The following is a 23793-nucleotide window of genomic DNA, read 5'->3' on the forward strand; positions in this document are numbered from 1 at the left end:
TTATTCTGCTGCTTATTGAGTGCCGTTTGAATGGGTTTTGGGCGTATTGTAAGTACTTTGAAACTACAAAAAGCCTTATCGATAATGAAAAAAGCGATAAGGTTTTTCGGTTACTTACATCTCTTCTTTAAGTGTTTTCGCAACCGCTAACACCAAGTCTGCCGACGGGCGCACTTTAAAATCAGGGTTCACATAGCTGAACAATACCTGCCCTTTCTTATTAAGCATAAAAATACTCGGTGCAGGCAACACGCTCTTACCGTTGTTATCTACAGTAAGGTTTATGCCGTACTTTTTGTATTTCTCTTCTGTTGCCGAGTCTAAATAAAACCCAACGCCAAACTCACGAATAGTGTCTAACTTTTCATCAGACAAAAGCGTAACGAGAAACTCTGTTTCCAATTTTTGCTCTTGTAAACGCTTTGGCGTTTCAGGTGAAATCGCCAGAATTTGGTAGCCCAAGTCCACTAGGTCGTTTTCTATATCTTTAAGCTGTGCAAGCTGCTCATTACAGTATGGGCACCAACCACCTCGGTAAAAAAGCACAATGGTAGGCTTTTGCATGGTAAGCGCTTGTAAACTTACTGGCGAACCGTCGGCCATTTTAAGGGTTGTTTTAGGAGCAAGTTGCCCATTTAAAAGAGGGGTTACTGAGCTGGCATCTTGTGCAATAGCGCCACGTTCTAGCGATGCCGCGTAGGTAACGCAAACAATACTAGACAGTACAAAAGCGGCCATAACGAAAAGTTTTTTCATGGTGTTTTCCAATAATTGTTCGTATTTTTTCCATTCGCGCAAAGCGCGCCCCTAAAAGGACCGCGACACTAGAGCAAAAATTTCATACCTTTATAAAGCATGTAAAGGAATGTTAATAACAATACTTCGTCGACATGCTCATTCAATTTTCGTACGCAAAGCAAAAGGCTACTGTAATTTTATGAGGTGTTCTATTGGCAAACTGTTACTATGCGCTCAGAATTGCTAGCAGTCGTTGTACTCTAACGTTAATTACTGTTTAGCACGCAAAATTTGAATTGATGAGAAAACCATGGCACTAAAAGCGACCATTTTTAAAGCTGACATATCGATAACCGATATGGATCGCAATTATTATAACGACCATAATTTAACTATTGCTCGTCACCCTTCTGAAAACGATGAGCGAATGATGCTGCGCGTGGTTGCTTTTATCGCGAATGCTCACGAACGTTTGCAGTTCACTAAAGGTTTATCCGATGACGACGAGCCTGATTTGTGGCAAAAAAGTTTCAGCGATGAAATAGATCTGTGGATTGAACTGGGTCAGCCGTCTGAGCAACGCATCAAAAAGGGCTGCAACCAAAGCCAGCAAATGATGATTTACTCATATGCTGACAACAGCTTTGACGTGTGGTGGAAGAAAGAACACAACAAACTGCACACAAGAAAAAATTTGTCGGTTTATACCTTACCCGAGTCGCTTGCTTCAACGCTCGCAAACGCCGTACACCGCTCTATGCAAATTCAGGTAACTATTCAAGATGGGCAAATGTGGCTAACTATTGAAGGGGCCGACGTAACTGAAAGCGTTGAAATTACTATTGAGAAGTTAATGTAATGAAAAAGCTTTCTGCCGTTCAACTAAAACAACAAGCACTGGTATTTAGCGTAGCTGACAATTTGGAAGCACAAGGCCTTAAAGAGCTTGATGGCATGCAGCAATGCTGGTTTGACGTTCAGTATCATCAATTCCCAGGTTCATTATTACTTCGCTTTCAGTTTGAAAATGAAGAAGCGCTGGCGCTGGCCGAGCCAGAGCTTAAAAAGTGGCAAAGGCGTTTAAGCGCAGCACTTCTTAAGAAAGGCGTTGTTTTGAAGGATATGCGCAGACACCTTGTGTTTACAACCGAAGGTCCGGAGGCGTAAAACGCCTCTTTCCTCATAAAGTCTAGTTACCCTTTACAAAATAAGTGGGTTAGACTGAGGCTGGTCAATGTTTAACCTGTCACTTTTCCTGCAAAAGGAGCTTCACAATGAAAACCAAAGCAATGGCGTTAGCACTACTTCTGTCTTTAATGGGCTGCAGTGAGTCTAGCGAAGAATCTAAAAACGAAGTAAAGAAAGAGATGGAAAAGGCGGGCGAAGCAACCGCTGACGCCTACGACAGCGCGAAAGAAAACGCAGCTGAATCGTGGGACAAAACGAAAAACGCAACGAGCGAAGCTTACGAAGAAAGCAAAGAAATGGCCTCGGACGCTTATGAAGACGGTAAAAAAATGGCCTCTGATGCGTATGACGCAACTGCTGAAAAAGCCGGTGAGTTAAAAGATGCGGCGGCGAAAAAAGCCCACGAAGCCTGCGTGAAAATGAAAGAACAAATGGGTGGTGACGTTAGCGAGTGCGATAACTAAACGCCGTTTAGCCTAGATGTTTAAAGCGAGCTTAGCGGCTCGCTTTTTTATCTGAAGCCCGCACCAACCTAAATCTGGTTTTACTCACATCCAGCCAAAATCACAGAGTCTGAAGTGATCGTTAAAGGCGCAACGCGTAATAATGTGTTGATACCAAGAATATTATTGCCTTTCGGCAAAACGGCGACTTCTACAGGCCCTACCTCGCAGGTATTGCCAATGCGAACTGAGTTTAGCTGATACTGTGACACTTTAAGGATTTTTCCGTTTGCCATTCTTGCCGCTGACGTACGTGTAGCTAACAACTTCTGATTTCGAGTAAGTGCATCAAACGTGGCTTGATTAAGTGTTAACAAGCTAGAGCCAGTATCGAGTAAAAATGATGCGTTCACATTCGACTCAAGCGTAGCCTCAAGGTAAAGGGTACCGCCTCTACTTTGTGAAAGTGGAATATTTTGTTCTATTGCCGACACAGATGCTGCAAACGTCAACGTGAGTAAAAGCAAAGTTGATAAAGACGTTCTCATTGTTAATTACACCGTCCACGCAAAGCGCATCTGATTTCAATAGGTGTAGCTAAGCAGCAAGATAAAAGCCAAACAGTAAGCGATTGATTTTACGCAAGCTCTGTTCACTTCCTCTTTTCAGCGGCACCATCCCAGTGCAACAAATAGCGCCAATCGCACCACGCTTGAGCACCTTTTTGCAACGCAACTAACCCTTCGCCTGAAGGCTTGCTTACTCGCTTGATTGCTCAAATCACTCATATTCCACAACGTGATAGCAAACACCTATCACCAATCGTCATTGTTTCGAACTTTTTCGCTCATACAATGTATAAATATTAGATTGTCAAAAAGAGGACACGACATGAAATTACGCTATGTATTGGGTTCATTAATTACGGCAGTTTCACTTGGCTTTACCGCTAATGCAGCTCAGGCTATGTCTGCATCTACTGAAGAAACGGTTGATGTGCAAGTTGTTGACTATTCAGGTAAGCCTCCATTTAAACGCAAAGTGGTCAGCCTATCGGTAAGCGATGTTGCGCAACTAGAGTCGGTAGGCCAAGAAGCGGTTGAATACGTTAAGGTAAAAGAGGTTGTTATGCGCGGTAAACCTCCTTATCGCAGAGTGACGACTATGATGCCAGTGTACGATGTTGCTCAGCTTGAAGCATTAGAAGAGCAAAGCGACACGCAAAAACGTGGTAAACGCCCACCGTTTAAGCGTCACTAATCATTCGCCATTTAATACGATAAAGCGGCTCACTTTTGCCAAAGTGAGCCGCTTTTTTATTTTCAATAAAAGCCTACAAGCGATACAGTGACGTAAAGTGCCAATAAGAAAAGAGATAACAAATGCAACCTCACGACCACTCACCGCTTAGCGACTTCATTGAACACCCTGAACAGGAAATGCTTTCTAGAAGCGCCGATTTTTTAAAAACAATGCAGCGTCGTCACAGTATCCGTCACTTTAGCGATAGGCCTGTAGACAAGGCCGTTATTGAAAACTGTATCCTTACCGCCGGCACCGCGCCAAGCGGGGCAAATCATCAACCCTGGCATTTTGCGGCTATACAATCGAGTAGCGTTAAACAGCAAATACGCGAACAAGCAGAAGCCCACGAACGAGGCTTTTATAGTGGGCGTGCAGGCCAACAGTGGTTGGATGATTTAAAACCATTGGGCACCGATGCAAGTAAGCCCTATTTAGAAACAGCGCCGTGGTTGATTGCCGTTTTCAGCCAGAAGTTTGGTGAAACGGAAAGCGGAGAGAAAAGCCAGAATTATTACGTGCATGAATCGGTAGGTATAGCCGTAGGTATGCTGATTACATCGCTTCACAATGCGGGCTTGGCAACGCTAACACACACGCCGAAGCCCATGAACTTCTTAACAGAAGTGTGCCAGCGACCAGACAATGAACGCGCATACATGCTTATTATTGCTGGGTACCCAGCTGAAGACGCCACAATTCCAGCGCACGCGATGCAAAAGAAGTCTTTAACCGAGATTGCTAGCTTTTTGTAGAAGCTTTAAAACAGAGGCAGCAATGAGACACAGCTTATTGTTGCTTCTGTTTAAAAATTACTTGTTTAAATAAAGTTCCATTTGCACATCACATCTCGCATAAGGCGATGAAGCACCTTTTATGTGCTGAAACCCTATCTTTTTGTAAAGGCTAATTGCGGGGGTTAACAATGAATTGCTTTCTAAATAAAGTCGCTTCAACCCCATAAGCTGCGCCCTTTCGACAATACTCTTTCCCAAAAGCAGCCCTACCCCTTTACCTTGGGCTTTAGGTGAAACCGCCATTTTGGCAAGTTCAAATGTATCGGCTGTTTGCTTGATGAGCGCGCAGCAGCCAATGGGCTCGCCCTTTTCTAACGCAATTAGAATTACGCCTGACCTATTTAAAATGTAGCCTTCAGGGTTGTCCAGCGCTTTTAGATCGGGCGCTTCCAATTCCCAATATTTACTGATCCACTCTACATTGAGCGATTTAAATGCCTCGCGATATTTAGGCGCAAAATCTACTACTTTAATATCTGAAGTATCACTATCAACTCTTGCACTTATCGGGCGATAACGCAGATGTCTTTCGACTACGCTAACCGCCTCCCATAAATCGATACCGGTTTCTTCCCTCAACTCACGCATGGCTTTGTCTATGACGTCGCACTGCTTTTCCATTTGGGGCACCATAGCCTTCGCTTTTTCGTTTAGCGCCACCAACGTAACCCGTGAATCGTCGCTTGATCTATAGCTTTCAATTAAGTCGCGGGCTTTCATTTCCTTCACGATTTTACTTACCGACACATGAGAGTGGTTTATCTCTTTGGCAATGTTTACAACCGAATCAGCGCCTTTAGCGGCAAGCACATAAAATACTGGGAACCATTTAGGCTCTATATCAAACCCAAATTTCTCGTAGGTATACTCTGCATCTTTCGACACCTGCGCCGCCAATTGCCGTAAAGCAGTGCCTAATGCAATGTGCCCCAACTCATTAAATGCTTTCATTTTACCAACTCCGTAACCAGTTACGGATATAATTATTCGGTTTTGAAAATAAGTCAAATAGATTATTAATTAGTCATCAAGAATAAGAGAGTTTAGTCACTTCGTCTGGCATTGGCTGCACCAATAAAGGCGTCGACCATTAGATGTTTGCCTGCGAATGGGTGTGGCGCATACTCTGCACGGCTGCTCTTCACGATCGAACACCATAAAACGCGTACCTTCATAGCTATTGCCCTGTGCTTCTAGCACTTCACGCAGCTCGGTGTAAACAGTGTAGCCCCCCGTTTCGTAACTGCGCTTGCAAATAGCCAATGTGTGATGTGCAAGCGCACTTAGCTTTTCGTCATTTAATTGCGAAGGTTTAAGCGAAGGGTGAACGCCAGCGGCAAACAATATTTCACTACGAAGGTAGTTACCGAGGCCCGCCATAAAACGTTGATCAAGATACAGCGCACTTAATGCACGATTATTGAATGCTTTTGAACGAAGGCGTTTTAACACCTGCACTTCCGTTACAGCGTTGTTCAGAACATCGGGCCCTACTCTCTGTAGGAACGGATGTTCGTGTATGGTTTGCGTTGGCCAAATGCTGATGTCTGAGGCGCTATACAAAATAGCGCTGTGGGAAGCGGTGTGAAGCCCCACGCGCAGTTGGCGCTTTGTGTCGGGAATATTGTTACGTTTACAGGTGTGCCAAACGCCATAAAGTTGATTATGAGAATACATCGACAGCGCGTTGCTAAAATGGGTGATAAGCGCTTTTCCGAGCGTCTCCATATTAAGCACACGCTCGCCCTCTAGCTGGCGTGCATATGGGATAAGTGGCGCTAAGCCAAATTCCACTTTTTCAAGTGGAGTATCTTTTAAAACCGATTCTACTTTATCAGCAGCACGGCGAATTTCAGGACCTTCAGGCATTCTTCTTTGCTGTAATCTTTTTGCTGTAGCTTATTGGTAAGCTATTACTAGTTCGAAAATGAACCTTGGTGTAGCAGCCGCGTTTATGTGGTTAATACAAAAAGGCCTGCGAATCCAAGATGTGCACTTAAAACGAAGTATGTACAGCAAAGATCAGCAGGCCTTGCTTATTAATGCGAACTCGAGTCGTTACAGCTTCAAAGCATTGCTCCGTTCACCTTAATAACGTTACTGGCTTTTGTTAGGCACAATCAGATACTTCTCGCCAGTCTTTTTCGCGTTGTACATCGCCACATTCTCAGGCTGCAGGGCTTCTTCTAAGCCCAGCTCTTTAGTGTATGACGACGCAAACGTAGTGTTAATTTCAGAAGCAACTTTTTGGTAAAGCTCACCAACGCGCTTTTTATCAAGCTTGCCTAAGAAACGCATTAGCAACCAGCCACCAATTCCCCAGGTCATGCCGTAGGCCCGGTTTAGAATTGTTGGAGAAAAATCTAGGCCACCGTAAATATACACCTGCTTATTCGTGTCTGAACCGTAGGTATTAAAGCCTTTAGCGTCTTTGCTGCCAGACGCTTCCATCATGGTAAGAATGTCGCTTACTAATTCGCCGCCACCAATTGCATCAAACGCTAGGGTAGCGCCAGTGCTGTCGATAGCTTGGTATAGCTCGGCTTTAAAATTTTCACTAGAAGAATCGAGCACTATTTTTGCGCCAATTCCTTTAAGGATATCCACTTGTTTTTGGCTGCGTACAATATTTACTAACTCTACACCTTCTTCTAAACAAATTTTATTTAGCATTTGCCCAAGGTTAGACGCTGCGGCTGTGTGCACTAAGGCTTTGTGCCCTTCCATGCGCATGGTTTCAACCATGCCTAGTGCAGTTAATGGGTTAACAAAAGAAGACGCGGCCTGTTGCGGCGTGGTGCTGTCCATATGAGGTAGACAAGCCTGTACAGGCACACACGCAAACTCTGTGTAAGACGCCCCCGTAAGAATAGAAACGGTTTTCCCCATTAATGCTTGCGCTTCTTTACTGTCACCTGCGGCGACCACAGTGCCAGCGCCTTCATTGCCAATTGGCAGAGTTTGATCTAGGCGCGACTTTATACGGTTAAGCAAAGGTTTATGCACTGGCGCAACTAACGCACGTTGGTCTGCATCATAGGTTGCTTTATCTAGACTTGCTGGGCCAAACATTGGCCACATATCTGAGGGGTTAATGGGCGACGCTTCCATACGAACAATAACTTCGTGTGGCTTAGGCTCTGGTACATCAACCTCTTTTAGAGATACCTGAAGTTCACCCTCTGACGTGATTAACGTAAATAGTTGATTTGATTTATTCATATTGGTGTTTCGCCCTGATGATTAAATACGGAATGTGTAGCTAAGCTAACATGCCAACACTATCAGTAATATTTATATTGCGAATATATATGCGTACCGATGACTTATAGACCACCAAAAATTGGGGTCAGAGTACATTTCCCTGAATTTTGGGGTCAGAGTACTTTTTTTCGTGTCACCAATAACTGCTATAACTAAAGCTTATCTAAAGACGGTTAGGACAGTAATTAATGTACTCTGACCCTAATTTTCGAATTAATGTACTCTGACCCCAATATTCGGTGAGGGGTTAACGCATTCGAGTTACACTCCATGGTAACTACTCATAAAAAAGCGAATTAAAAAAATGAAAATACGCTATGTCTATTTGTGTTTGGGGCTACTCTTAACAAGCCATTCTGCGCTGAGCAAAAGCGCCCCCTTAGTTTCAATTCCTACTCATGACGCTTTCTTTAATGCGATAAAAGCCCACTGCGGTAAGGCATTTAAAGGAACGGTGAGTAAAGACAACGTGGGAAATACGTTTGGGGGCGCCGCGCTTGTGATGCACGTACGTTACTGTTCAGAGAATGAAATTCAGATACCTTTTCATGTAGGTGATGATGCATCGCGCACTTGGATCCTAACCAAAACTGGCTCTGGCCTTATGCTTAAGCACGATCATAGAAATGAAGATGGTAGCTTTCACACTTCTACCATGTACGGAGGGCACACTGTGGACGAGGGCTACGCCCAGGTACAATCATTTCCGGCCGATGCGTATTCAAAAAAACTGTTCATAGAATCTGGTATCGCAGCATCTACAGATAACGTGTGGCAGATAATGATCTACCCCAATCGCTTTAGTTACCGATTAATTCGACCAGCACGAGAAGTTCAGGTCGATTTCAATTTAGAAAGCCCCATTGACACACCAAGCGCTCCTTGGGGATACGGAGACTAATCTGAAAAAAGACCTATGAGGGTGAGGCAGATAGATTTCCGCTCCGCTTTACCTACAATGATTCGTTGCGCAGTATCATTGATGATCTACCCAAATTTCACTGAAGCAGTAAGTGGACTATGGCGCTTTTTTTTAGTGACCGCTAAAAAGTTTTGAAACATCTTCTTGCTTGAAGCCGTTTTTAAGCATCGCTACACTTTAACTAGTTAGTTATAGGTGCAATCAACATGGAACTACAAAGCTTACAAATAACCGTCTTATTAACCTGTCTAGGGTTAATGATTGCCCAAATACTGGTAAAAGATAAACGCGCCACTCACATTCTCTTTGCCATTTTTTGTGGCTCGGTTGCAATGTCACTTGCCAAAGGCTTATCAGGTAACGTCATTGGCACTTATCAGTATTTAATTGGCATGGCAGCGTGCATAACCTGTAATGGTTACTGGTTGTTATCTCGTGCTTTATTCAGAAAAGAAAATGCAATCAAATTACCCCACTTACTATTTGCTGGGGCAATCGCACTATTGATCATGCTAAATCAAGGTTTTCTGTTTGCCAGCAATAGTGGCTTTATTCAAACCAATGACACAAGTATGTTCAAGCATGTGCTTAGAGAACTAACCGTTTTATTGTCATCATCTATTCTTGTGCTGTCGTTTTGGGAGGGTTTGCGTGGTTTCAAGCATGCTAATAACACTGAAAAAGCACAGCGTTTTTTGTTTTTGGCCACATTCGGTGGTGCAGTGGCTAGCAGCAAGGTACTCCAGGGCCTCTTTATCGACACGCCAATGGCAAAAGACTTTGCTTTAGCAAGCATCACTTTCGTTGTGGTAGCAAGCACGCAACTGCAAATTCTGTGGCAAGATAAAACCCGAAACCACGATAGCGAAGCTGCAACTTCTGCATCAACTAAGGCGTTACTACACCAACAACAAATAAAACCACCGCTAGAAAACACTGCCAGTTTAGATGAAAGTGTCTTGGCCGAACAAATAAAGACATTGCTTTTGAACGACGCATTATATTTGAAAGCCAACCTTAAAATTGCAGATATTGCACAAAAGCTTGGTGTCCCTGAGTATCGGGTTAGCAATGCGTTGCGTCATAATCTTAAAGCGCGCAACTTCAATCAACATGTGAACGCGCTTCGCATTCAACATGCAAAAAAGTTACTAGCTGATGAAGACAAGCAAAAGTGGACGGTTTTAGTTGTTGGCTTAGAGAGTGGATTCGCATCTGTAGGGCCGTTTACGCGTGCGTTTAAAGCGGCAACTGGCTTTACGCCCAATCAGTACCGTCAGCGTCTCAGTCAAACAGAATCGGCCTAATCTTTTAAAAACACACCACTTTTTGTGCGCCGAATTCCGAATTCGGCGAGAAGCCCTGCTCTATTGACTGCACACTTCACTCACATTCTTCATACAAGGAATAACAATGAGTGAATCGATAGTAAGCAGTGCTACATTGGTGTTACCTAATGCAAAAAAAGCGCTGAATTTGGGCGTAAAAAGCTGGTTTATCGTGGCTTTATTTGGTCAGTGGGCATTTGCGCTCTATGTACTAACTATTTATACGTTAACCGCATTTTACAATTTAGATGTTACTAAATTTAGCCCATCGCCTAACCTAAAGCATGCGACGGGGCATGTGTTATTAGTCTTTTTTGCCCACGTACTTCCCGCCGTTTACCTGTCGATGTTTGGTGCGCTTCAACTTGTACCGAACATACGCAACAAGTATCCGCGCTTTCACCGAATCAACGGCAGGTTGTTTTTATTATTCGGCTTAACTGGCGCACTTACAGGTTTATATTTGCAGTGGTCGAAAGGCTGGCAAACGAATACCGCCGCGTCTTTGGGAATAACACTTAACGGGTTACTGATAATTGTTGCAGTTGCTTTTGCATGGCGATTTGCCGTTAAGAAACGTTTTGAATTACATAAACGTGCGGCCGTGCATGCTTTTTTCCTAGTAAACGGCGTATGGACTTTTAGGTTGTATTTAATGGGCTGGTATTTCGTCAACCAAGGCCCCAATGGTAATACTTCAAATATAGATGGTCCTATGGATATATTTTTGTCCTTTGCGTGTTATCTATTGCCAATGCTAATTGCAGAGCTCTATTTCTGGGCGCAAAAGCAACGGATTGTATCAAGAATATGGATAAGCACAGCTGCTATCACCAGCGGCGCACTTATTACCTTAATTGGTGTATTTGCAGCAGTAATGATGATGTGGACTCCAAGGATCATCAACGTACTAGGTGCCATTTAACCTACCCACAAAAATTGGGGTCACAAAAATTGGGGTAAATTGGGGTCAGAGTACTTTTTCTAAAAACAAAGTTCGCACCACCCTGTTTACCTACATTTTGGGCCAGATTCGATGGGTACAGGGTTGCGACTGCTGCTGAACTTGCTCATTTTAGGGAAAAGAACTAGAAGAGTATTCAAATTAATATGGCACGAAAACCACGTTTAGGCCCAGCTGGCATTGCGCAACACGTTATACAAAGAGGCAACAATCGCTCGGTTTGCTTTGCCTGTGAAAGTGATTACATGGCGTACATCAAGTGGCTTAAAAAGTTCTCTGTGAAGTTCAATGTAAGCATTCATGCGTGGGTTCTAATGACCAATCATGTTCATTTACTTTGCACGCCCAACCTTGATAACCTTGGCGTAAGTAGGATGATGCAAGCTTTGGGGCGCATGTACGTTCGTTACTTTAACTATAAGTATGAGCGCTCTGGAACGCTGTGGGAAGGAAGGTTTCATTCCAGCCTAGTGTGCAGCGACGAATACCTTCTTACCGTCTACCGTTATATAGAGCTTAACCCAATTAGAGCAAACATGGTGCTAAGCCCCGTTGAATACAAATGGTCTAGCTATCGAATAAATGCATTAGGTACCGTCTCAACGCTATGCAGCCCTCACGATGTGTATTTGGCTTTGGGAAAATCAGAAAATCGGCGACTAAAGGTCTATCGTGACTTATTTGAAAATGAGCTGACGGATTCGGTTGTAAAAAAATACAAACAAGCACGCGAAAGGGAATAGTGTTGGGTAGCGAAGCATTCAGACAGCAGATTGAAAGCTTAATTGGCCGCAAATTAAAAAGCGAAAGAGTAGGCCGGCCGCTTTTAAGCAGTAAAGCTTCAGTCGTTATCTAACTTGAACGAAATAAATGTACTCTGACCCTAATTTTTAGTCACCCACCTTCAACTGGAATTAATAAATGTACTCTGACCCCAATATTTTACAGCGGCTGTTTGGTTTCTCGGCGTTTCGGGAGGGTCAACAAGATGTGGTGGAATCGCTGCTTGGTGGGTGTTCAACGCTGGCTATTTTTCCTACTGGCTCTGGTAAGTCGCTGTGCTACCAATTTGTCGCTACGCAACTACCACACTTAACCTTAGTAGTGTCGCCGCTACTGGCGTTGATGAAAGATCAGTTAGCGTTTTTGCATAGCAAAGGCATTGCTGCCGCTAGCATCGACTCTACCCTGACTGCCGAACAAAATAAGCAGGTCATGAATGATGTGCGTTCGGGTCGCTGTAAAATTCTAATGGTGTCGGTAGAGCGCTTTAAGAACGAACGTTTCAGGCAGTTTATAGAGTCTGTTCAAGTAAGCATGCTAGTGGTAGATGAAGCGCATTGTATTTCCGAATGGGGGCACAATTTCCGGCCTGATTATTTGAAACTTCCAGTTTATAAGAAAGAGCTGAATATTCCGCTTGTGCTGCTTTTAACCGCCACTGCCACAAAAATGGTGAAAGAAGACATGGCAGCCCGCTTCAATATCGCACCTAGCAACATTATACAAACGGGCTTCTATCGCCCTAATTTAAATTTGCATGTTCTACCTGTAACTGAAGCCAATAAACCACATGCATTACTTGAAGAAATTCAGCGCCAACAAGGTGCAGGCATTGTGTATGTAACGCTTCAAAAAACCGCTGAAAACGTTGCACAGCAGTTACAACAAGAAGGCATTGCCGCAAGCGCTTACCATGCGGGGTTAGGCAGTGATACCAGGCAAGCTATTCAACAAGATTTTATGGATAACAAGCTGCAAGTTGTTGTCGCAACCATTGCCTTTGGTATGGGTATCGATAAGTCAGATATTCGCTTTGTTATTCATTACGACTTGCCCAAGTCGATAGAAAACTACAGCCAAGAAATTGGTAGAGGTGGACGCGACGGTAACACAGCTAACTGCACGGTGCTGGCAAATTTAGACGGCTTGGTAACCATTGAAAACTTCGTGTACGGTGATACGCCAGACAAAAACGCCATTGCTCGCGTGATTGACGATATTGCAGCGCAAGCACCAGCACCACTAAAAACGAACGACAATAGCAACGCTAATTTTCATTCTGGCTCTGCGACCGCCAACACGTCTTATCAGTGGGAAACGCAGATAAATAGCCTAAGTAGTGCAAGTAATATTCGTCAGCTACCTTTAAAAACTCTGCTAGTACAACTTGAATTGGCCAATGTTATTCGCCCTTTGTACGCCTATTTTGCAGAGTATAAATTCCGGTTTATTACCAATAAAGCCGACATACTCAATTTATTTTCAAGCGAAAGACAAACATTTTTAGAAGCGGTGTTTACCCACTCAAATATGAAAAAAGTGTGGGGAACCGTGAATTTCGATAGTATTTATTCGCAATACGGCGCTGAACGCTCAAGAGTAGTTGCAGCGCTAGAGTACTTGCACGAGCACAACCATATCGAACTTGCGTCACGCTTAATCACCGACGTGTACAGCGTAAATTACGCGTTGCTAAAACAAAACGACTTAGCTGATACCTTAGCCCACTACTTTGCAGAAAACGAACGCAAAGAAATTGAGCGCATTGCTGCGCTTGTCAGCTTTTTCGAAAACCAGTCGTGCCTAAGCCACAGTTTGTCGGCTTATTTTGACGATACGCAAGCGCCTGAACAGTGCGGCCACTGCAGCGTTTGTAGCGGACACCCTGCCAAACTAAACTATTCCAACCCTATTCCCATGCCCGACCGGGCGCAAGTTTCTGAATCTATGAATGCACTTCGCGCACACTTAGAAGGAAAGGTCGACGGCCCTCTAACCACATCTATTTTCTGCCGCTTTTTAACTGGCATGACAATGCCTTTATTTACGCGCCTTAAAGTAAGGCAGGTAAGTGGCTTTGGAAGCTGTGAACACTGTCGGTACGGCGATGTCAAAACTCTTGTTGAGGCCCTATTGGATTGAAATAACTAACAAACAAATGGGGGTTGATTAATCCAAACACAAATTACGTTTATTTTCCCTTCTAACTAAGGGCTTTGGGCAAGAGGCTTCGGGCTAGGGGATTAGGGCGTGGCGCCTGCCCCCAATGCTCAACAACTAATCGCCTAGTACCTAACTAAGCCATGCTTTCAATTTGCTTTAAAATGCTGCCAAAGGCACGGCTACCAACACTTTGAATTTGCTTATCGAAGTACAGGCTGCCCAAAAGAAAAATGGTAATATGGCCTTCAGATCGCCATGTTACGTGGGTTTTCCCGTCTTTTTCCTTAAGCGTTATTTCGCCCAACTGGTGGTCGTAGGGCACCGGCTTAGACTTAATAACTTTGTAGCCAAGTTTGTAAGGTGGTTCGTAAGCAACAATTTCTTCATGCAGATTAGCACCGCCTGATATTATCTCGCGAACTGCACCAAGCCCGTTTTTTTCATGCGTGCCTTCTTTAATCAAATTTGACTGTTCGATAGCTTTAAATTGTGAATAGTTCGCGTGGTCGCTAATTATCGCGAAAACGTCCTGTATCGGTTTATTAATAGTTCGCTCAACATGAATTGAAAACATCTTAGTTCCTACTCAACGCTCGGGCTTGTTTCTGATAACTAGATGCTACCTTAAAATTAACAAAATTTTGACTAAATAAAAGGTTAGCGTTCAATGAGACCATTCTTGATTATAGCAAATACCTCAATTCTCCTTTATAGTTAGCAACTGTTTAGTGTCGAGAATGGTAAAGGAAGTATGGACACCACGAAAAAGGGATCGCTAGTTGTGGTTGGCACGGGTATCAGCGTTGCGGGTCAAATGACCATTGCAGCAAGAAGCTACATTGAAAACGCCGATATCGTTTTCATGGGCATTATGAATAAGATTGGCGAACATGTGGTTTCCAACCTTAATCCAAACAGCATTTCTTTAGACGACCTTTATAAAGAAGGTAAATCTCGCGCTCTTACCTATACTCAAATGGCCGACCGTATTGTGCAAGCCGTTGAGGAAGGCAACAGAGTTTGCGTTGCTTTCTATGGTCATCCCGGCGTTTTTGTTACGCCTTCTCATGAAGCTATTCGAAGAGTTCGAGAACTAGGCTTAGATGCACAAATGCTTCCTGGCGTGTCGGCTGAAGACTGCTTAATTGCAGATTTAGGTATAGACCCCTCTCGCTTTGGTTGTCAGTCGTATGAAGCGACTCAGTTTTTGTTTCGCGATTATCGTATTGACCCTCATATGACGCAGATTATCTGGCAAATTGGCTTGGCAGGAGAAGCAACGCTAAGCGTTCTTGATGCCAGTCACAGCCAGTCGGGGCTAGCCATGTTGGCCGATGTATTAGGCGAGCACTACCCTGATGACCACGAGCTCATTATTTACGAAGCAGCTACCCTGCCCCTTTGCGAACCCAGAATTCAAAAAATATTGCTATGTGAACTTGAACACGCCAAGCCAACATTAATTTCAACCCTCGTTGTACCCTCACTTGGCATGCCCGCCTATCGTGAAGATAGACTGGCTAAGCTTGGTTTAACAGAAGAACAAGTCATTAAATTTAGGTCTCCAACCGTAAACTAAAAAGGAAAAAAACGATATGGCGAAGAAAACAATTGTAGATTTCTTAGTAGAGCTAGACAGCAACAGCAAACTAATGGAAGCATACAAAAAAGACCCAGTTGGCACAGCTGAACAATACGGATTATCTGGAGAAGATCTTCAGTTAATTAAAGATAAAAAATGGGATGACGTTGCAAAGCAATTCGATGATACAAGTAAAGCCATTCGCGTAATCGACTATTAGTGTTAATTCGCAAATTTGTAATTATCAACGCTGATTGAAGCAAAGATATGAAGCGCTGTCTAAGATATCTTATCGCTATCGTCTGTCTTACGATGGCGCTTCCTACTTTTGCTCTACACAACGACCCACTTAATGCCTCATCCTCACTTACGTCACTAGACGAATTAAAAAAACGCATAAAGAACAATGATGATACGGTAGACGCCACTATCGCAGAGTTGGGTTATTTTTTTGATGTTAACCCCAACGCTTTCGAACAAGCCCGCTTCCTTAATCTTAAATCTTACAAACACATTCTAGAGCAAGATCTTATTGCCGGTTATGAAACTCTACTAGAGGCGAGGAAGTTCGCGAAGGCCAGCAGCAACACAATTGCGCTAGCCGAGTCTTTTCGCTTAGAAGGGCTTATTTTAGATTTTTCAGGCGAACACGCACGCGCGTTGGCCGCCATGAACACGGCGCTTGAAGCTTTCAATGAAGTAAATAGTGACCGAGCGCTTCATGTGTACAGTGCGATGGGTAATGTGTACATGTCGCTTCAAAATTTTGAAATGTTATTGGCAATGGGCCAAAGCTATCTTGCCACGGCGCAGCGTCTGGGTAATCAGGAGAGCAAAGGCGTTGCTTATTTTTACCAAGGTTATGCGCAATCAGAGCTTGGTAATAATCAAGACGCAAAGGTAAGTCTTTTACTTGCCGAAGAGATATTTAAAGAGGTTAACTACCCATTCATAGGTATTGTTTATACCAAGATGGCAGAGCTTCACATTGCTCAAGAAAATTTAACAGAAGCGCTAACCATGCTAAATCGCGCGGCAGAATCTGATCGAAAAGTAGGGTTTAAATATAACGAGGGGTCGAAGCTTCTTCTTTTGGCTGATATTTATGTGATGCGGGGAGAGGTTGACCTTGCTATCAGCGAGCTTGAAGCAGGCCTAGAAAAAGATACGGTTAAAAATGATAAAGCGGTAGTTCTGAACCTTCTAGAAAAGTTAATTTCGCTTCTTGAAACCGCCAACAAATGGCAAGCTGCTCTTGATTATTCAAAGCTCTACAAAACCACTTACGAAGAGAGTTTCAATGAACAGCAATCGAGATTGCTAGCACTAAATCGCGTTCGACTGGCCATATCCGAGAAAGAAGAAACCATTAAGTTGCTCGAAAAAGACAACCAGTTAAAAGAGCAACAAAACCTCATACAGAAGAAGCAAAATACCTTTCAGCTTTATTTCATAGTGTTTGTTATTCTAAGCTTAGGTTTAGTGATAGGGCTATGGCTTAGAACGCGAAAACAACGAAAGACGTTAGATGATCTTACCCAAGATTTACAAAGAGCCACTAAAGCAAAGTCTGACTTTCTTGCCCGGATGAGCCACGAGATTCGAACACCGCTTAACGCTATTATTGGCTTAACCAAGCTGTCGCAACGCGCCGCTGAAGACAAAGACCAACAAACAAACCTTATTCAGATTGAAGGCGCGTCGCAAACTCTGCTTAGTATAATTAACGACATTCTCGACTTTTCGAAGATTGAAGCGGGTAAATTAGATATTGAGTCTACCCAATTTAACCTAGACCACCTTGTTAACCAAACCATTCGCCTTCACCTAGGGCGCGCTGAAGAAAAGCACATAGAGCTGATTCAGCACATATCTCGAGAAGTGCCGTTAAACCTCATTGGCGACCCACTTCGCATTCAACAAGTACTCAGTAATTTAGTAAGCAACGCCTTAAAATTTACTGAAGATGGGCTTATCTCCGTGAGCGTACGGTGTAATAGAAATGCCGACAACATACAGCTTGAGTTCGAGGTAAAAGATAGCGGCATTGGCTTAAGTAGCACACAAAAAGCATTGCTGTTTCAACCCTTTAATCAGGGCGATGAATCGATATCTCGTCGTTATGGCGGAACCGGGTTAGGCCTTGCCATTTGTAAGCAGCTAGTAACCCTCATGGGCGGTGAAATTTGGGTTGAAAGCCAGCTAGGCAAAGGCGCCAGCTTTCATTTCACTGTGGTTGTAAATGAAGACCCTTCACAGCAAATTGTGTCGCCATCGAAACAGCTTTCTTCGCTTAAAGTGCTTATTGCTGATGACATTAGCGTTTCGCGAGACGCTATCTGTGAATCGCTATCTGTTGCCAATATTCAAGCAGATATAGCAACAGGTGGGAAACAAGCCGTTGCTAAAATGCGCAGCGCTGCAGGCAATAGCAGCCCTTATGATGTGCTTATTCTAGACTGGAACATGCCCGATATCGATGGCTTGGAAGTAGTAGCCATTATGAATCAGGAATTGTTAATTAAACAGCCCAAGGTGATCATGCTGTATGCGTTTGAATCGCCCCATATGCGAGAACAGGCCAAACAACTTGGCATTCAAACTTTTATTAAAAAACCATTTAGCACAAGTGAGCTAGTTGATAAGCTTCAAGAACTTTGCTTAAACGTAAATACTAAAAGCTCGACGGCAGAAGCGGCGCCAGTTCCCAACCTTCGCGGCACTAAAATACTCTTTGCGGAAGACAACACTTTAAACCAAAAGGTAACGCTTGGTTTGTTAAACGACACGCATGCTACCATTAAAGTGGTTAACAATGGCTTAGAAGCCCTGAATACCCTTCGCAAAGATAATTCATATGACGTGGTATTAATGGATATTCAAATGCCGGTGATGGACGGGCTTACTGCGGCGAAAAGTATTAGAGAAGAGTTACGGCTAACACTGCCAATCATTGCGATGACCGCCCATGCTATGCAGCAGGATATTGATAAAAGTATAAAAGCGGGTATGGATGGTCACATTAACAAGCCGGTAGATCCCAATCGCTTTTTTGATGTGCTTGTTGAGGTACTCAATAAGGGTAAAACGGCAACTTCAGCAGTGGTAAATCCGCAGCTTTCCGCCACCATGCCACTCACTTTTATAGACAAACCGAAAGCCATGCAAACGCTGCTCAACGATGAAGCGTTGTACAACGAGCTACTGAGCGATTTCGTGGCTCTTGAGGACGAGCTAAGCACCCTTCGCAAAGCGATAGACGAAAAAGACTACCCGACTATTGTTAGAATTACTCACATTTACACCACATCCCTTAAATACATTGGCGCTAACGCCCTGGCCGAGTTAACCAGTTCAATAGAGCTAACGATTAAACATAACCAGCATGATGCGATGGATGATTTTAACAAGAAGTTAGCAGCAATGTTCGAAGCGCTTACCGAGATAAACGCGAAGGTTGAAGGTCTTTTGAAAAGTTGCAGCTAAAGCCTGCACTTGCTGAAAACACAGGCTTTTTATTTGAGTGAAGTCTTTTACTCTTGAGAAGTATGGTCTTGCGAAGTGTGCTCTTGCTTCATTAACCATGCATACGCAGTGGTAAATGCGGTTTCTTGGAATTGCTTCAGCCCCGTTTCAGAAAAAGGCACAGCAAGAGGGTTTCGGCGCAACGACTCTTTGATATCGGTTGGGCTAAACACAATAACGTCTAAATCATCGATTAACTCGATAGCCGCTTCAAGCTTGAAACCAATAGCACTGCCAGCAAACTTTCCTTTGCTTTGGCGCTGACGAATTATTACAGCATCAATCTTATAGTCGGCGACAAGTTTAGCAAACGTACTTTGAAAGCTCTTCAGCCCTTTGGCACTAGTATCGGCAAGTGTTAACCTGCGAGTACGGCACTCGGGAATGTGAAACAAACCATCAGCCAGAGACAACAAACTAACAATGGCTTCGTTACCTTTTAAATCTACACCACAAACTTTCATATTAATTCCTAATTTCATTTGCCCATTATTATAACGTGTTTCACGGCTAATATTTAAATGTGTACTCGATTCTTTGACGCAATCTGCTAGATAATCACCTAGATAACCCGCCCGTTTTTACCACAGCGCCGTGGGCTGCCTTTTCTCTACATTGCTCGCGCAACCGCTGCAGTTCATTTGCTAAACGGCACATTAAAGCTAAATAGCGTGTACGACGCTTTCCCCTTTTTAAAAGAATAAATTGCAAATCGGTATCATACGTATGCAATAGAGTGATTATTTTTCCAACTCTGATAGGGTAAGAAAATAATAATGACATGCTTAACATTGCATAAAGGAAAGCCCTAATGAAAACCGTAATCGCAGCCATGGCCATGTTGATTAGCGGGAGTATGCTATGCGCAAATGCTGTTGCCGCCACTGTTGAACTGATAGTCACAGTGCCTGAACATACGCCATGCGACGCAACCCTTACGCTTGGGGGCGACTTTAATGGGTGGAACCCACAAGCTAGCGACTATCAAATGGTTAAGCTGGGTGACGGCCGCTTTCGCTATGTGTTTAGCAATATTGCGCAGGGTAAAGTACTGAATTTTAAAGTAACTCGTGGCAGCTGGGAGACCGTAGAAATTGCAGACTCGGGCGCCAATCGCGATAACCGTAATATTGCCGTTACTCGCGAAGTGCAACAACATGAACTTACCGTGGCCGAGTGGGCCGACATGTCGACAAAAGAGGCCCCTAGCACCATTGTCGGCAATGTGGTTATGCAAGACATTGAGTTACCTACCTTCCCTGGCGTGAGGCAATTACGCATTTACCTTCCGCCCGATTATGCAACAGGCAGTAAGCACTACCCTGTGATTTACATGAGCGATGCGCAAAACGTATTTGACAATAAAACAGCCAATGCCGGTGAATGGCAGATGGACGAGCTTATGGAGTCGCTGGCGGCACAAAACTCGGCGTTGCTGTCGATAGTGGTAGCTATCGATCACGCAGGCGACAACCGCACCATGGAATATCTGCCGTTTCGCTATGGTGGCGCAAGCTGGTCATTATTCGACTGGAATAAAGGAAAGCTAGGCAAAGGCAAGCAATTCGCCGACTGGTTAGCTAATGATTTGAAACAGCACATCGATACAACCTACCGCACACTGCCTGAACGCGAGCACACCACTATTATGGGAAGCTCTATGGGCGGGCTGATTGCCTGTTACACGGCGCTGCGCCACCAACAAACCTTTTCAAAAGCCGCCTGTTACTCATCGGCCTTTGTGAAACAGTTAGTGGGTGACGAATGGATAGACTATATAAACACCACGCCTAAACGCCACCCGGTGCGCTTTCATATGGACATGGGCGACAATGAATTTGGTTTGTTTGGCGACGACATTTTAGATGAAACCCAAGAGGTACACGACGCGCTACTTGCCGCAGGTTTTGCGCCTGAAAACGTGCGCTACCAAGTAATAAAAGGCGGCACCCACGATGAACCAAGCTGGCGGTCAAGAACGCTGGGTATCTTAACGTGGTTAAATTCGCCTCGAAAATAAGGGCTAAATCGACACATCAGCTTTTTAGCGTTTGGGCTCTGGTGTCTATTAGCCTTTAAGGCATATAAGATTTTCTTAGCTAATCACTGACTGAATCGTTTCTTTTGAAAGCGGTTTTACAAAATGCTTGTCGAACCCTGCAGCTTTCGAGTCTTCCACGTATTTTTCAGAGCCCCACCCGCTTTGAGAGTAGAACTTAACATTGTCTGCTTCGGGTAAAAGCTTAAGCATTTTAACTAATTGGTAGCCGTCTATTTCAGGCATGCCTATATCAAGAAACACAAAATCGGGTTTAAAAGCTTTGAATTCGGCAACCGCTTCTTTCGGGGAGGTAACCCCCAAGCAAGTCGCGCCCATTGCCTCTGTCAACAAACAGTAAGCATCAATAAGATCTGCGTTGTCGTCAACAAACATCACTTTCGTTTTGTTTTGAATCACCGACTCCATCTCTTTATTTTCAGACTGCTCATACGCGGTTTTTGAGATAGGCAACCTCACTTCAAACGTGCTTCCTTTACCTAGCCCCTCGCTTTTCACAGACACTTCACCATGATGCAAAAGCACCAGTTTACTCACTAACGTCAAGCCTATACCAAGGCCCCCTTTTGTGTGCGTAGAGTGCGCTTCAATTTGAGTGAACATATTGAACACATCTTTAAGCCTATCTTCAGGTATGCCCATGCCATCATCTGAAACAGAAACAACGATCATTACGCCGTCTTTCTTGATATCGACAACAATCTTACCCGACTCGTTGGTATACTTGGTGGCGTTGTGAATAATATTGGAGAAAATCTGACTTAGGCGGGCTTTGTCTCCGTAAACCGTCACGTCTTCCCCAAGATAATTTACGCTTATGTCGTGCTTTTTCGCTTTTACCTGCTGCTCAACAATTTCAAGAGAATCAGACAGCACGTCTTGAATGCTCAATCTTTCAAATTCAAGCTTAACCTTGCCTCGCGTGATACGAGATACATCCATTAAATCGTTAATCAGTTTAGACATATATTCAGCTTGGCGGTTAATGATTGCGGTGACTTTTTTTCGTGTTTTATCATCATCAACCGTTTCTAGAATACTTGCCCCTGACATAATTGGCCCTAAAGGATTGCGCAATTCATGAGCCAGTGTAGCTAAGAATTCATTCCTATAATTATCTTGCTTTTCAAGTTCTTGAATACTGGTATGCATACGCTCTTGTACATCAAGGGCGTAAACAAGAAACATTCTATTTAATCGATTGGCGGTATCTACGTCTGTCTTATCAAAGGTGGTCGAGTGCCCTTTTATAGTTCGGGTGTGAATGGTAAATGATGAGCGAGGTTTAAGGCGTTCAGCCTTCGGTGCATCTTCCGACTTCTCGTCTTCTGCACCAATCCACTTTTGAATTCGATGGGTTTCTTTCCTAAACCACGCCGTAAAGTACTGCTTTTTTTCAAACAGTGGGATGACCATGATACCCGCAATACCATATTCTCGCGCTTCAGGGTAATCGTCGTAAAGGGAATCGTTGGTATACGGGAAGCCACTCCCTTCGCTCACTTTGGAAAAGATAGTTTTAATAAGGTCTATTGGTAAGGTGTCACCAAGGGTGATGGTTTCATACTGCGAAAAATATACGAAGCCTGAGCTTTTAAGCGCTTCTAAAAATGCCCGCTCACCGCTTTTAACCACGCGACTAATGGGGTTTGCCGGGCCTATTTTGTCTAGCATCGCATCAACGGCTTTGTCAGTCACATTTTTCTTTCGCTTGGCAATTTCTTCTTCTTTGGCCAATAAATGCCAACTAAACAGCTGGCTTAAGTTTTCACATTGCAGCCTCACATCTTGCGGAATGTAACATGGCTCTCGGTGATGACAAGAAATAAGCCCATAGAGCTCGCCGTCTGTCACCAACGATATAGAAAACGAAGCGCGTAACCCCTGATTTCTAATATACTGAAGGTGAATGGGCGAAAACGTTCGTAGCAGTGAGCGAGTGAGATCTAGTGGCTCTCTTCCCGATTCCTCGGCAGAAGGAATTAATCTGGCAGCGGGTAGTTCTGTATCTGGCGTAAGCCTTACCCAATTGGTTTTATACAGTGCTCTGGCTTGCTTAGGTATGTCTGATGCAGGGAAATACAAATCTTGATAAGAGTCCATATCGTCAGATTTAGCTTCTGCTATCACCTTCCCCGAGTAGTCTTCATTGAACTTATAAAGTACTACCCTATCCATGTTTGTCAGATACCTGATGGTGGATACCATCTCTTGCGCCATTTCTCTTAACGACGACATTTCCTTGAAGCGCGGAGCGATAGACATGGCATAAAGTTTAATAAACTGCTCTGCGCTGTAGGCGTCTCTGAATTCAGTGGCAGGCTCAAGCTCAACCACATAATGATTGCCAGAATCGTAGACAACCGCTAAGTAATCTATTGCCGCCCCGTCCTTTAACATTGGTGCTTTCAAGTGTAGCTTAATGGGCAGTCTAATCTTGTTTTGAGCCACTCTATCAAACGTTTCTTCAAGAAACGTGCGCTCACTTGAATCGGAAGACAGAATATCTAGAAAGTTCTTACCAATAATCTTCTCGGCAAATACCGAATCGCAATTTTCACTTACAACTGCGATTTTCAAATCCTCATAGTTGAACGCAATAAGGAAACCATAACTTTGAATGCTTTCGGGCACATGTATGAGTTCGTCTTCGCAACGTTCGAAGTTAAAGTTTGGGACAAGCCGAGTCATAGGTTTCCTAGGGTTTGTATAAATAAACCTCACTTAAATATTTA

General features: G+C 43.8%; 21 protein-coding genes and 1 pseudogene. 14 read left to right on the forward strand and 8 right to left on the reverse strand.

The window, feature by feature from the left end; translation table 11 throughout:
- Positions 1–114 precede the first annotated feature (114 nt).
- Positions 115–756: a peroxiredoxin-like family protein gene (locus ACHUFN_RS05475; protein WP_394221298.1), complete on the reverse strand. Its 642-nt coding sequence runs from the start codon at positions 754–756 to the stop codon at positions 115–117.
- Between the two features lie 292 nt (positions 757–1048).
- On the opposite strand from ACHUFN_RS05475, the gene ACHUFN_RS05480 reads away from it, so the two are divergent.
- The 3 genes from ACHUFN_RS05480 (at position 1049) to ACHUFN_RS05490 (ending at position 2390) form a co-directional block, all read left to right on the forward strand.
- Positions 1049–1597, forward strand: coding sequence for a YaeQ family protein (locus tag ACHUFN_RS05480; protein WP_394221299.1), 549 nt, complete (start codon positions 1049–1051; stop codon positions 1595–1597).
- A complete protein-coding gene (locus ACHUFN_RS05485; protein ID WP_394221300.1) occupies positions 1597–1905 on the forward strand; it encodes a hypothetical protein in 309 nt (102 codons plus the stop codon). The genes ACHUFN_RS05480 and ACHUFN_RS05485 overlap by 1 nt, the downstream gene beginning before the upstream one ends.
- Before the next feature lie 107 nt (positions 1906–2012).
- Positions 2013–2390 (forward strand): hypothetical protein, encoded by a 378-nt coding sequence (locus ACHUFN_RS05490; RefSeq protein WP_394221301.1) that lies wholly within the window; start codon positions 2013–2015, stop codon positions 2388–2390.
- Positions 2391–2470: 80 nt separating this feature from the next.
- Here the strand turns inward: ACHUFN_RS05490 and ACHUFN_RS05495 are convergent, their stop codons facing one another.
- A complete protein-coding gene (locus tag ACHUFN_RS05495) occupies positions 2471–2917 on the reverse strand; it encodes an aspartyl protease family protein (protein ID WP_394221302.1) in 447 nt (148 codons plus the stop codon).
- A 343-nt stretch (positions 2918–3260) separates the two neighbouring features.
- Here ACHUFN_RS05495 and ACHUFN_RS05500 point away from each other — a divergent pair, with 343 nt between their 5' ends.
- Positions 3261–3629, forward strand: coding sequence for a hypothetical protein (locus tag ACHUFN_RS05500; RefSeq protein ID WP_394221303.1), 369 nt, complete (start codon positions 3261–3263; stop codon positions 3627–3629).
- 122 nt (positions 3630–3751) lie between these two features.
- A complete protein-coding gene (locus ACHUFN_RS05505; RefSeq protein ID WP_394221304.1) occupies positions 3752–4426 on the forward strand; it encodes a nitroreductase family protein in 675 nt (224 codons plus the stop codon).
- A 57-nt stretch (positions 4427–4483) separates the two neighbouring features.
- Here the strand turns inward: ACHUFN_RS05505 and ACHUFN_RS05510 are convergent, their stop codons facing one another.
- From ACHUFN_RS05510 to ACHUFN_RS05520, 3 genes are all read right to left on the reverse strand, one after another.
- A complete protein-coding gene (locus ACHUFN_RS05510) occupies positions 4484–5419 on the reverse strand; it encodes a GNAT family N-acetyltransferase (protein WP_394221305.1) in 936 nt (311 codons plus the stop codon).
- 96 nt (positions 5420–5515) lie between these two features.
- Positions 5516–6337, reverse strand: coding sequence for an endonuclease VIII (gene nei / locus ACHUFN_RS05515; RefSeq protein WP_394221306.1), 822 nt, complete (start codon positions 6335–6337; stop codon positions 5516–5518).
- Between the two features lie 228 nt (positions 6338–6565).
- Positions 6566–7690 carry a zinc-binding dehydrogenase gene (locus tag ACHUFN_RS05520; RefSeq protein ID WP_394221307.1) on the reverse strand — a complete coding sequence of 375 codons (1125 nt, stop codon included), beginning with the start codon at positions 7688–7690 and terminating at the stop codon, positions 6566–6568.
- 346 nt (positions 7691–8036) lie between these two features.
- On the opposite strand from ACHUFN_RS05520, the gene ACHUFN_RS05525 reads away from it, so the two are divergent.
- The 5 genes and pseudogenes from ACHUFN_RS05525 to ACHUFN_RS05545 all read left to right on the forward strand — a co-directional run bounded on the left by ACHUFN_RS05525 (position 8037) and on the right by ACHUFN_RS05545 (position 13871).
- Positions 8037–8633, forward strand: a complete 597-nt coding sequence (locus ACHUFN_RS05525; protein ID WP_394221308.1) for a hypothetical protein — start codon at positions 8037–8039, stop codon at positions 8631–8633.
- 227 nt (positions 8634–8860) lie between these two features.
- Complete coding sequence (locus ACHUFN_RS05530) at positions 8861–9961, forward strand: helix-turn-helix domain-containing protein (RefSeq protein WP_394221309.1); 1101 nt, start codon at positions 8861–8863, stop codon at positions 9959–9961.
- 106 nt (positions 9962–10067) lie between these two features.
- Positions 10068–10907: a DUF2306 domain-containing protein gene (locus ACHUFN_RS05535; protein ID WP_394221310.1), complete on the forward strand. Its 840-nt coding sequence runs from the start codon at positions 10068–10070 to the stop codon at positions 10905–10907.
- Between the two features lie 185 nt (positions 10908–11092).
- A pseudogene (locus ACHUFN_RS05540) lies at positions 11093–11802 on the forward strand (transposase).
- Between the two features lie 65 nt (positions 11803–11867).
- A complete protein-coding gene (locus tag ACHUFN_RS05545; protein ID WP_394221311.1) occupies positions 11868–13871 on the forward strand; it encodes a RecQ family ATP-dependent DNA helicase in 2004 nt (667 codons plus the stop codon).
- A 154-nt stretch (positions 13872–14025) separates the two neighbouring features.
- On the opposite strand, the gene ACHUFN_RS05550 is transcribed toward ACHUFN_RS05545, so the two are convergent.
- The gene (locus ACHUFN_RS05550; protein ID WP_394221312.1) at positions 14026–14466 is read right to left on the reverse strand and encodes an SRPBCC family protein; all 441 of its coding nucleotides are present in this window, start codon (positions 14464–14466) and stop codon (positions 14026–14028) included.
- 177 nt (positions 14467–14643) lie between these two features.
- On the opposite strand from ACHUFN_RS05550, the gene ACHUFN_RS05555 reads away from it, so the two are divergent.
- The 3 genes from ACHUFN_RS05555 to ACHUFN_RS05565 are packed head-to-tail and all read left to right on the forward strand — an operon-like array spanning position 14644 to position 18960.
- Positions 14644–15471, forward strand: a complete 828-nt coding sequence (locus tag ACHUFN_RS05555) for an SAM-dependent methyltransferase (protein ID WP_394221313.1) — start codon at positions 14644–14646, stop codon at positions 15469–15471.
- A gap of 16 nt (positions 15472–15487) precedes the next feature.
- Positions 15488–15694, forward strand: a complete 207-nt coding sequence (locus tag ACHUFN_RS05560; RefSeq protein ID WP_394221314.1) for a hypothetical protein — start codon at positions 15488–15490, stop codon at positions 15692–15694.
- A gap of 47 nt (positions 15695–15741) precedes the next feature.
- Positions 15742–18960, forward strand: coding sequence for a tetratricopeptide repeat-containing hybrid sensor histidine kinase/response regulator (locus ACHUFN_RS05565; protein WP_394221315.1), 3219 nt, complete (start codon positions 15742–15744; stop codon positions 18958–18960).
- Between the two features lie 47 nt (positions 18961–19007).
- Here the strand turns inward: ACHUFN_RS05565 and ACHUFN_RS05570 are convergent, their stop codons facing one another.
- Positions 19008–19463, reverse strand: a complete 456-nt coding sequence (locus ACHUFN_RS05570; RefSeq protein ID WP_394221316.1) for a DUF3010 family protein — start codon at positions 19461–19463, stop codon at positions 19008–19010.
- A 347-nt stretch (positions 19464–19810) separates the two neighbouring features.
- On the opposite strand from ACHUFN_RS05570, the gene ACHUFN_RS05575 reads away from it, so the two are divergent.
- Positions 19811–21019, forward strand: a complete 1209-nt coding sequence (locus tag ACHUFN_RS05575) for an alpha/beta hydrolase (protein WP_394221317.1) — start codon at positions 19811–19813, stop codon at positions 21017–21019.
- A 75-nt stretch (positions 21020–21094) separates the two neighbouring features.
- Here the strand turns inward: ACHUFN_RS05575 and ACHUFN_RS05580 are convergent, their stop codons facing one another.
- The gene (locus tag ACHUFN_RS05580) at positions 21095–23749 is read right to left on the reverse strand and encodes an ATP-binding protein (protein ID WP_394221318.1); all 2655 of its coding nucleotides are present in this window, start codon (positions 23747–23749) and stop codon (positions 21095–21097) included.
- Positions 23750–23793 lie beyond the last annotated feature (44 nt).

Source organism: Alteromonas gracilis (assembly GCF_043642145.1).
Classification (GTDB): domain Bacteria; phylum Pseudomonadota; class Gammaproteobacteria; order Enterobacterales; family Alteromonadaceae; genus Alteromonas; species Alteromonas gracilis_B.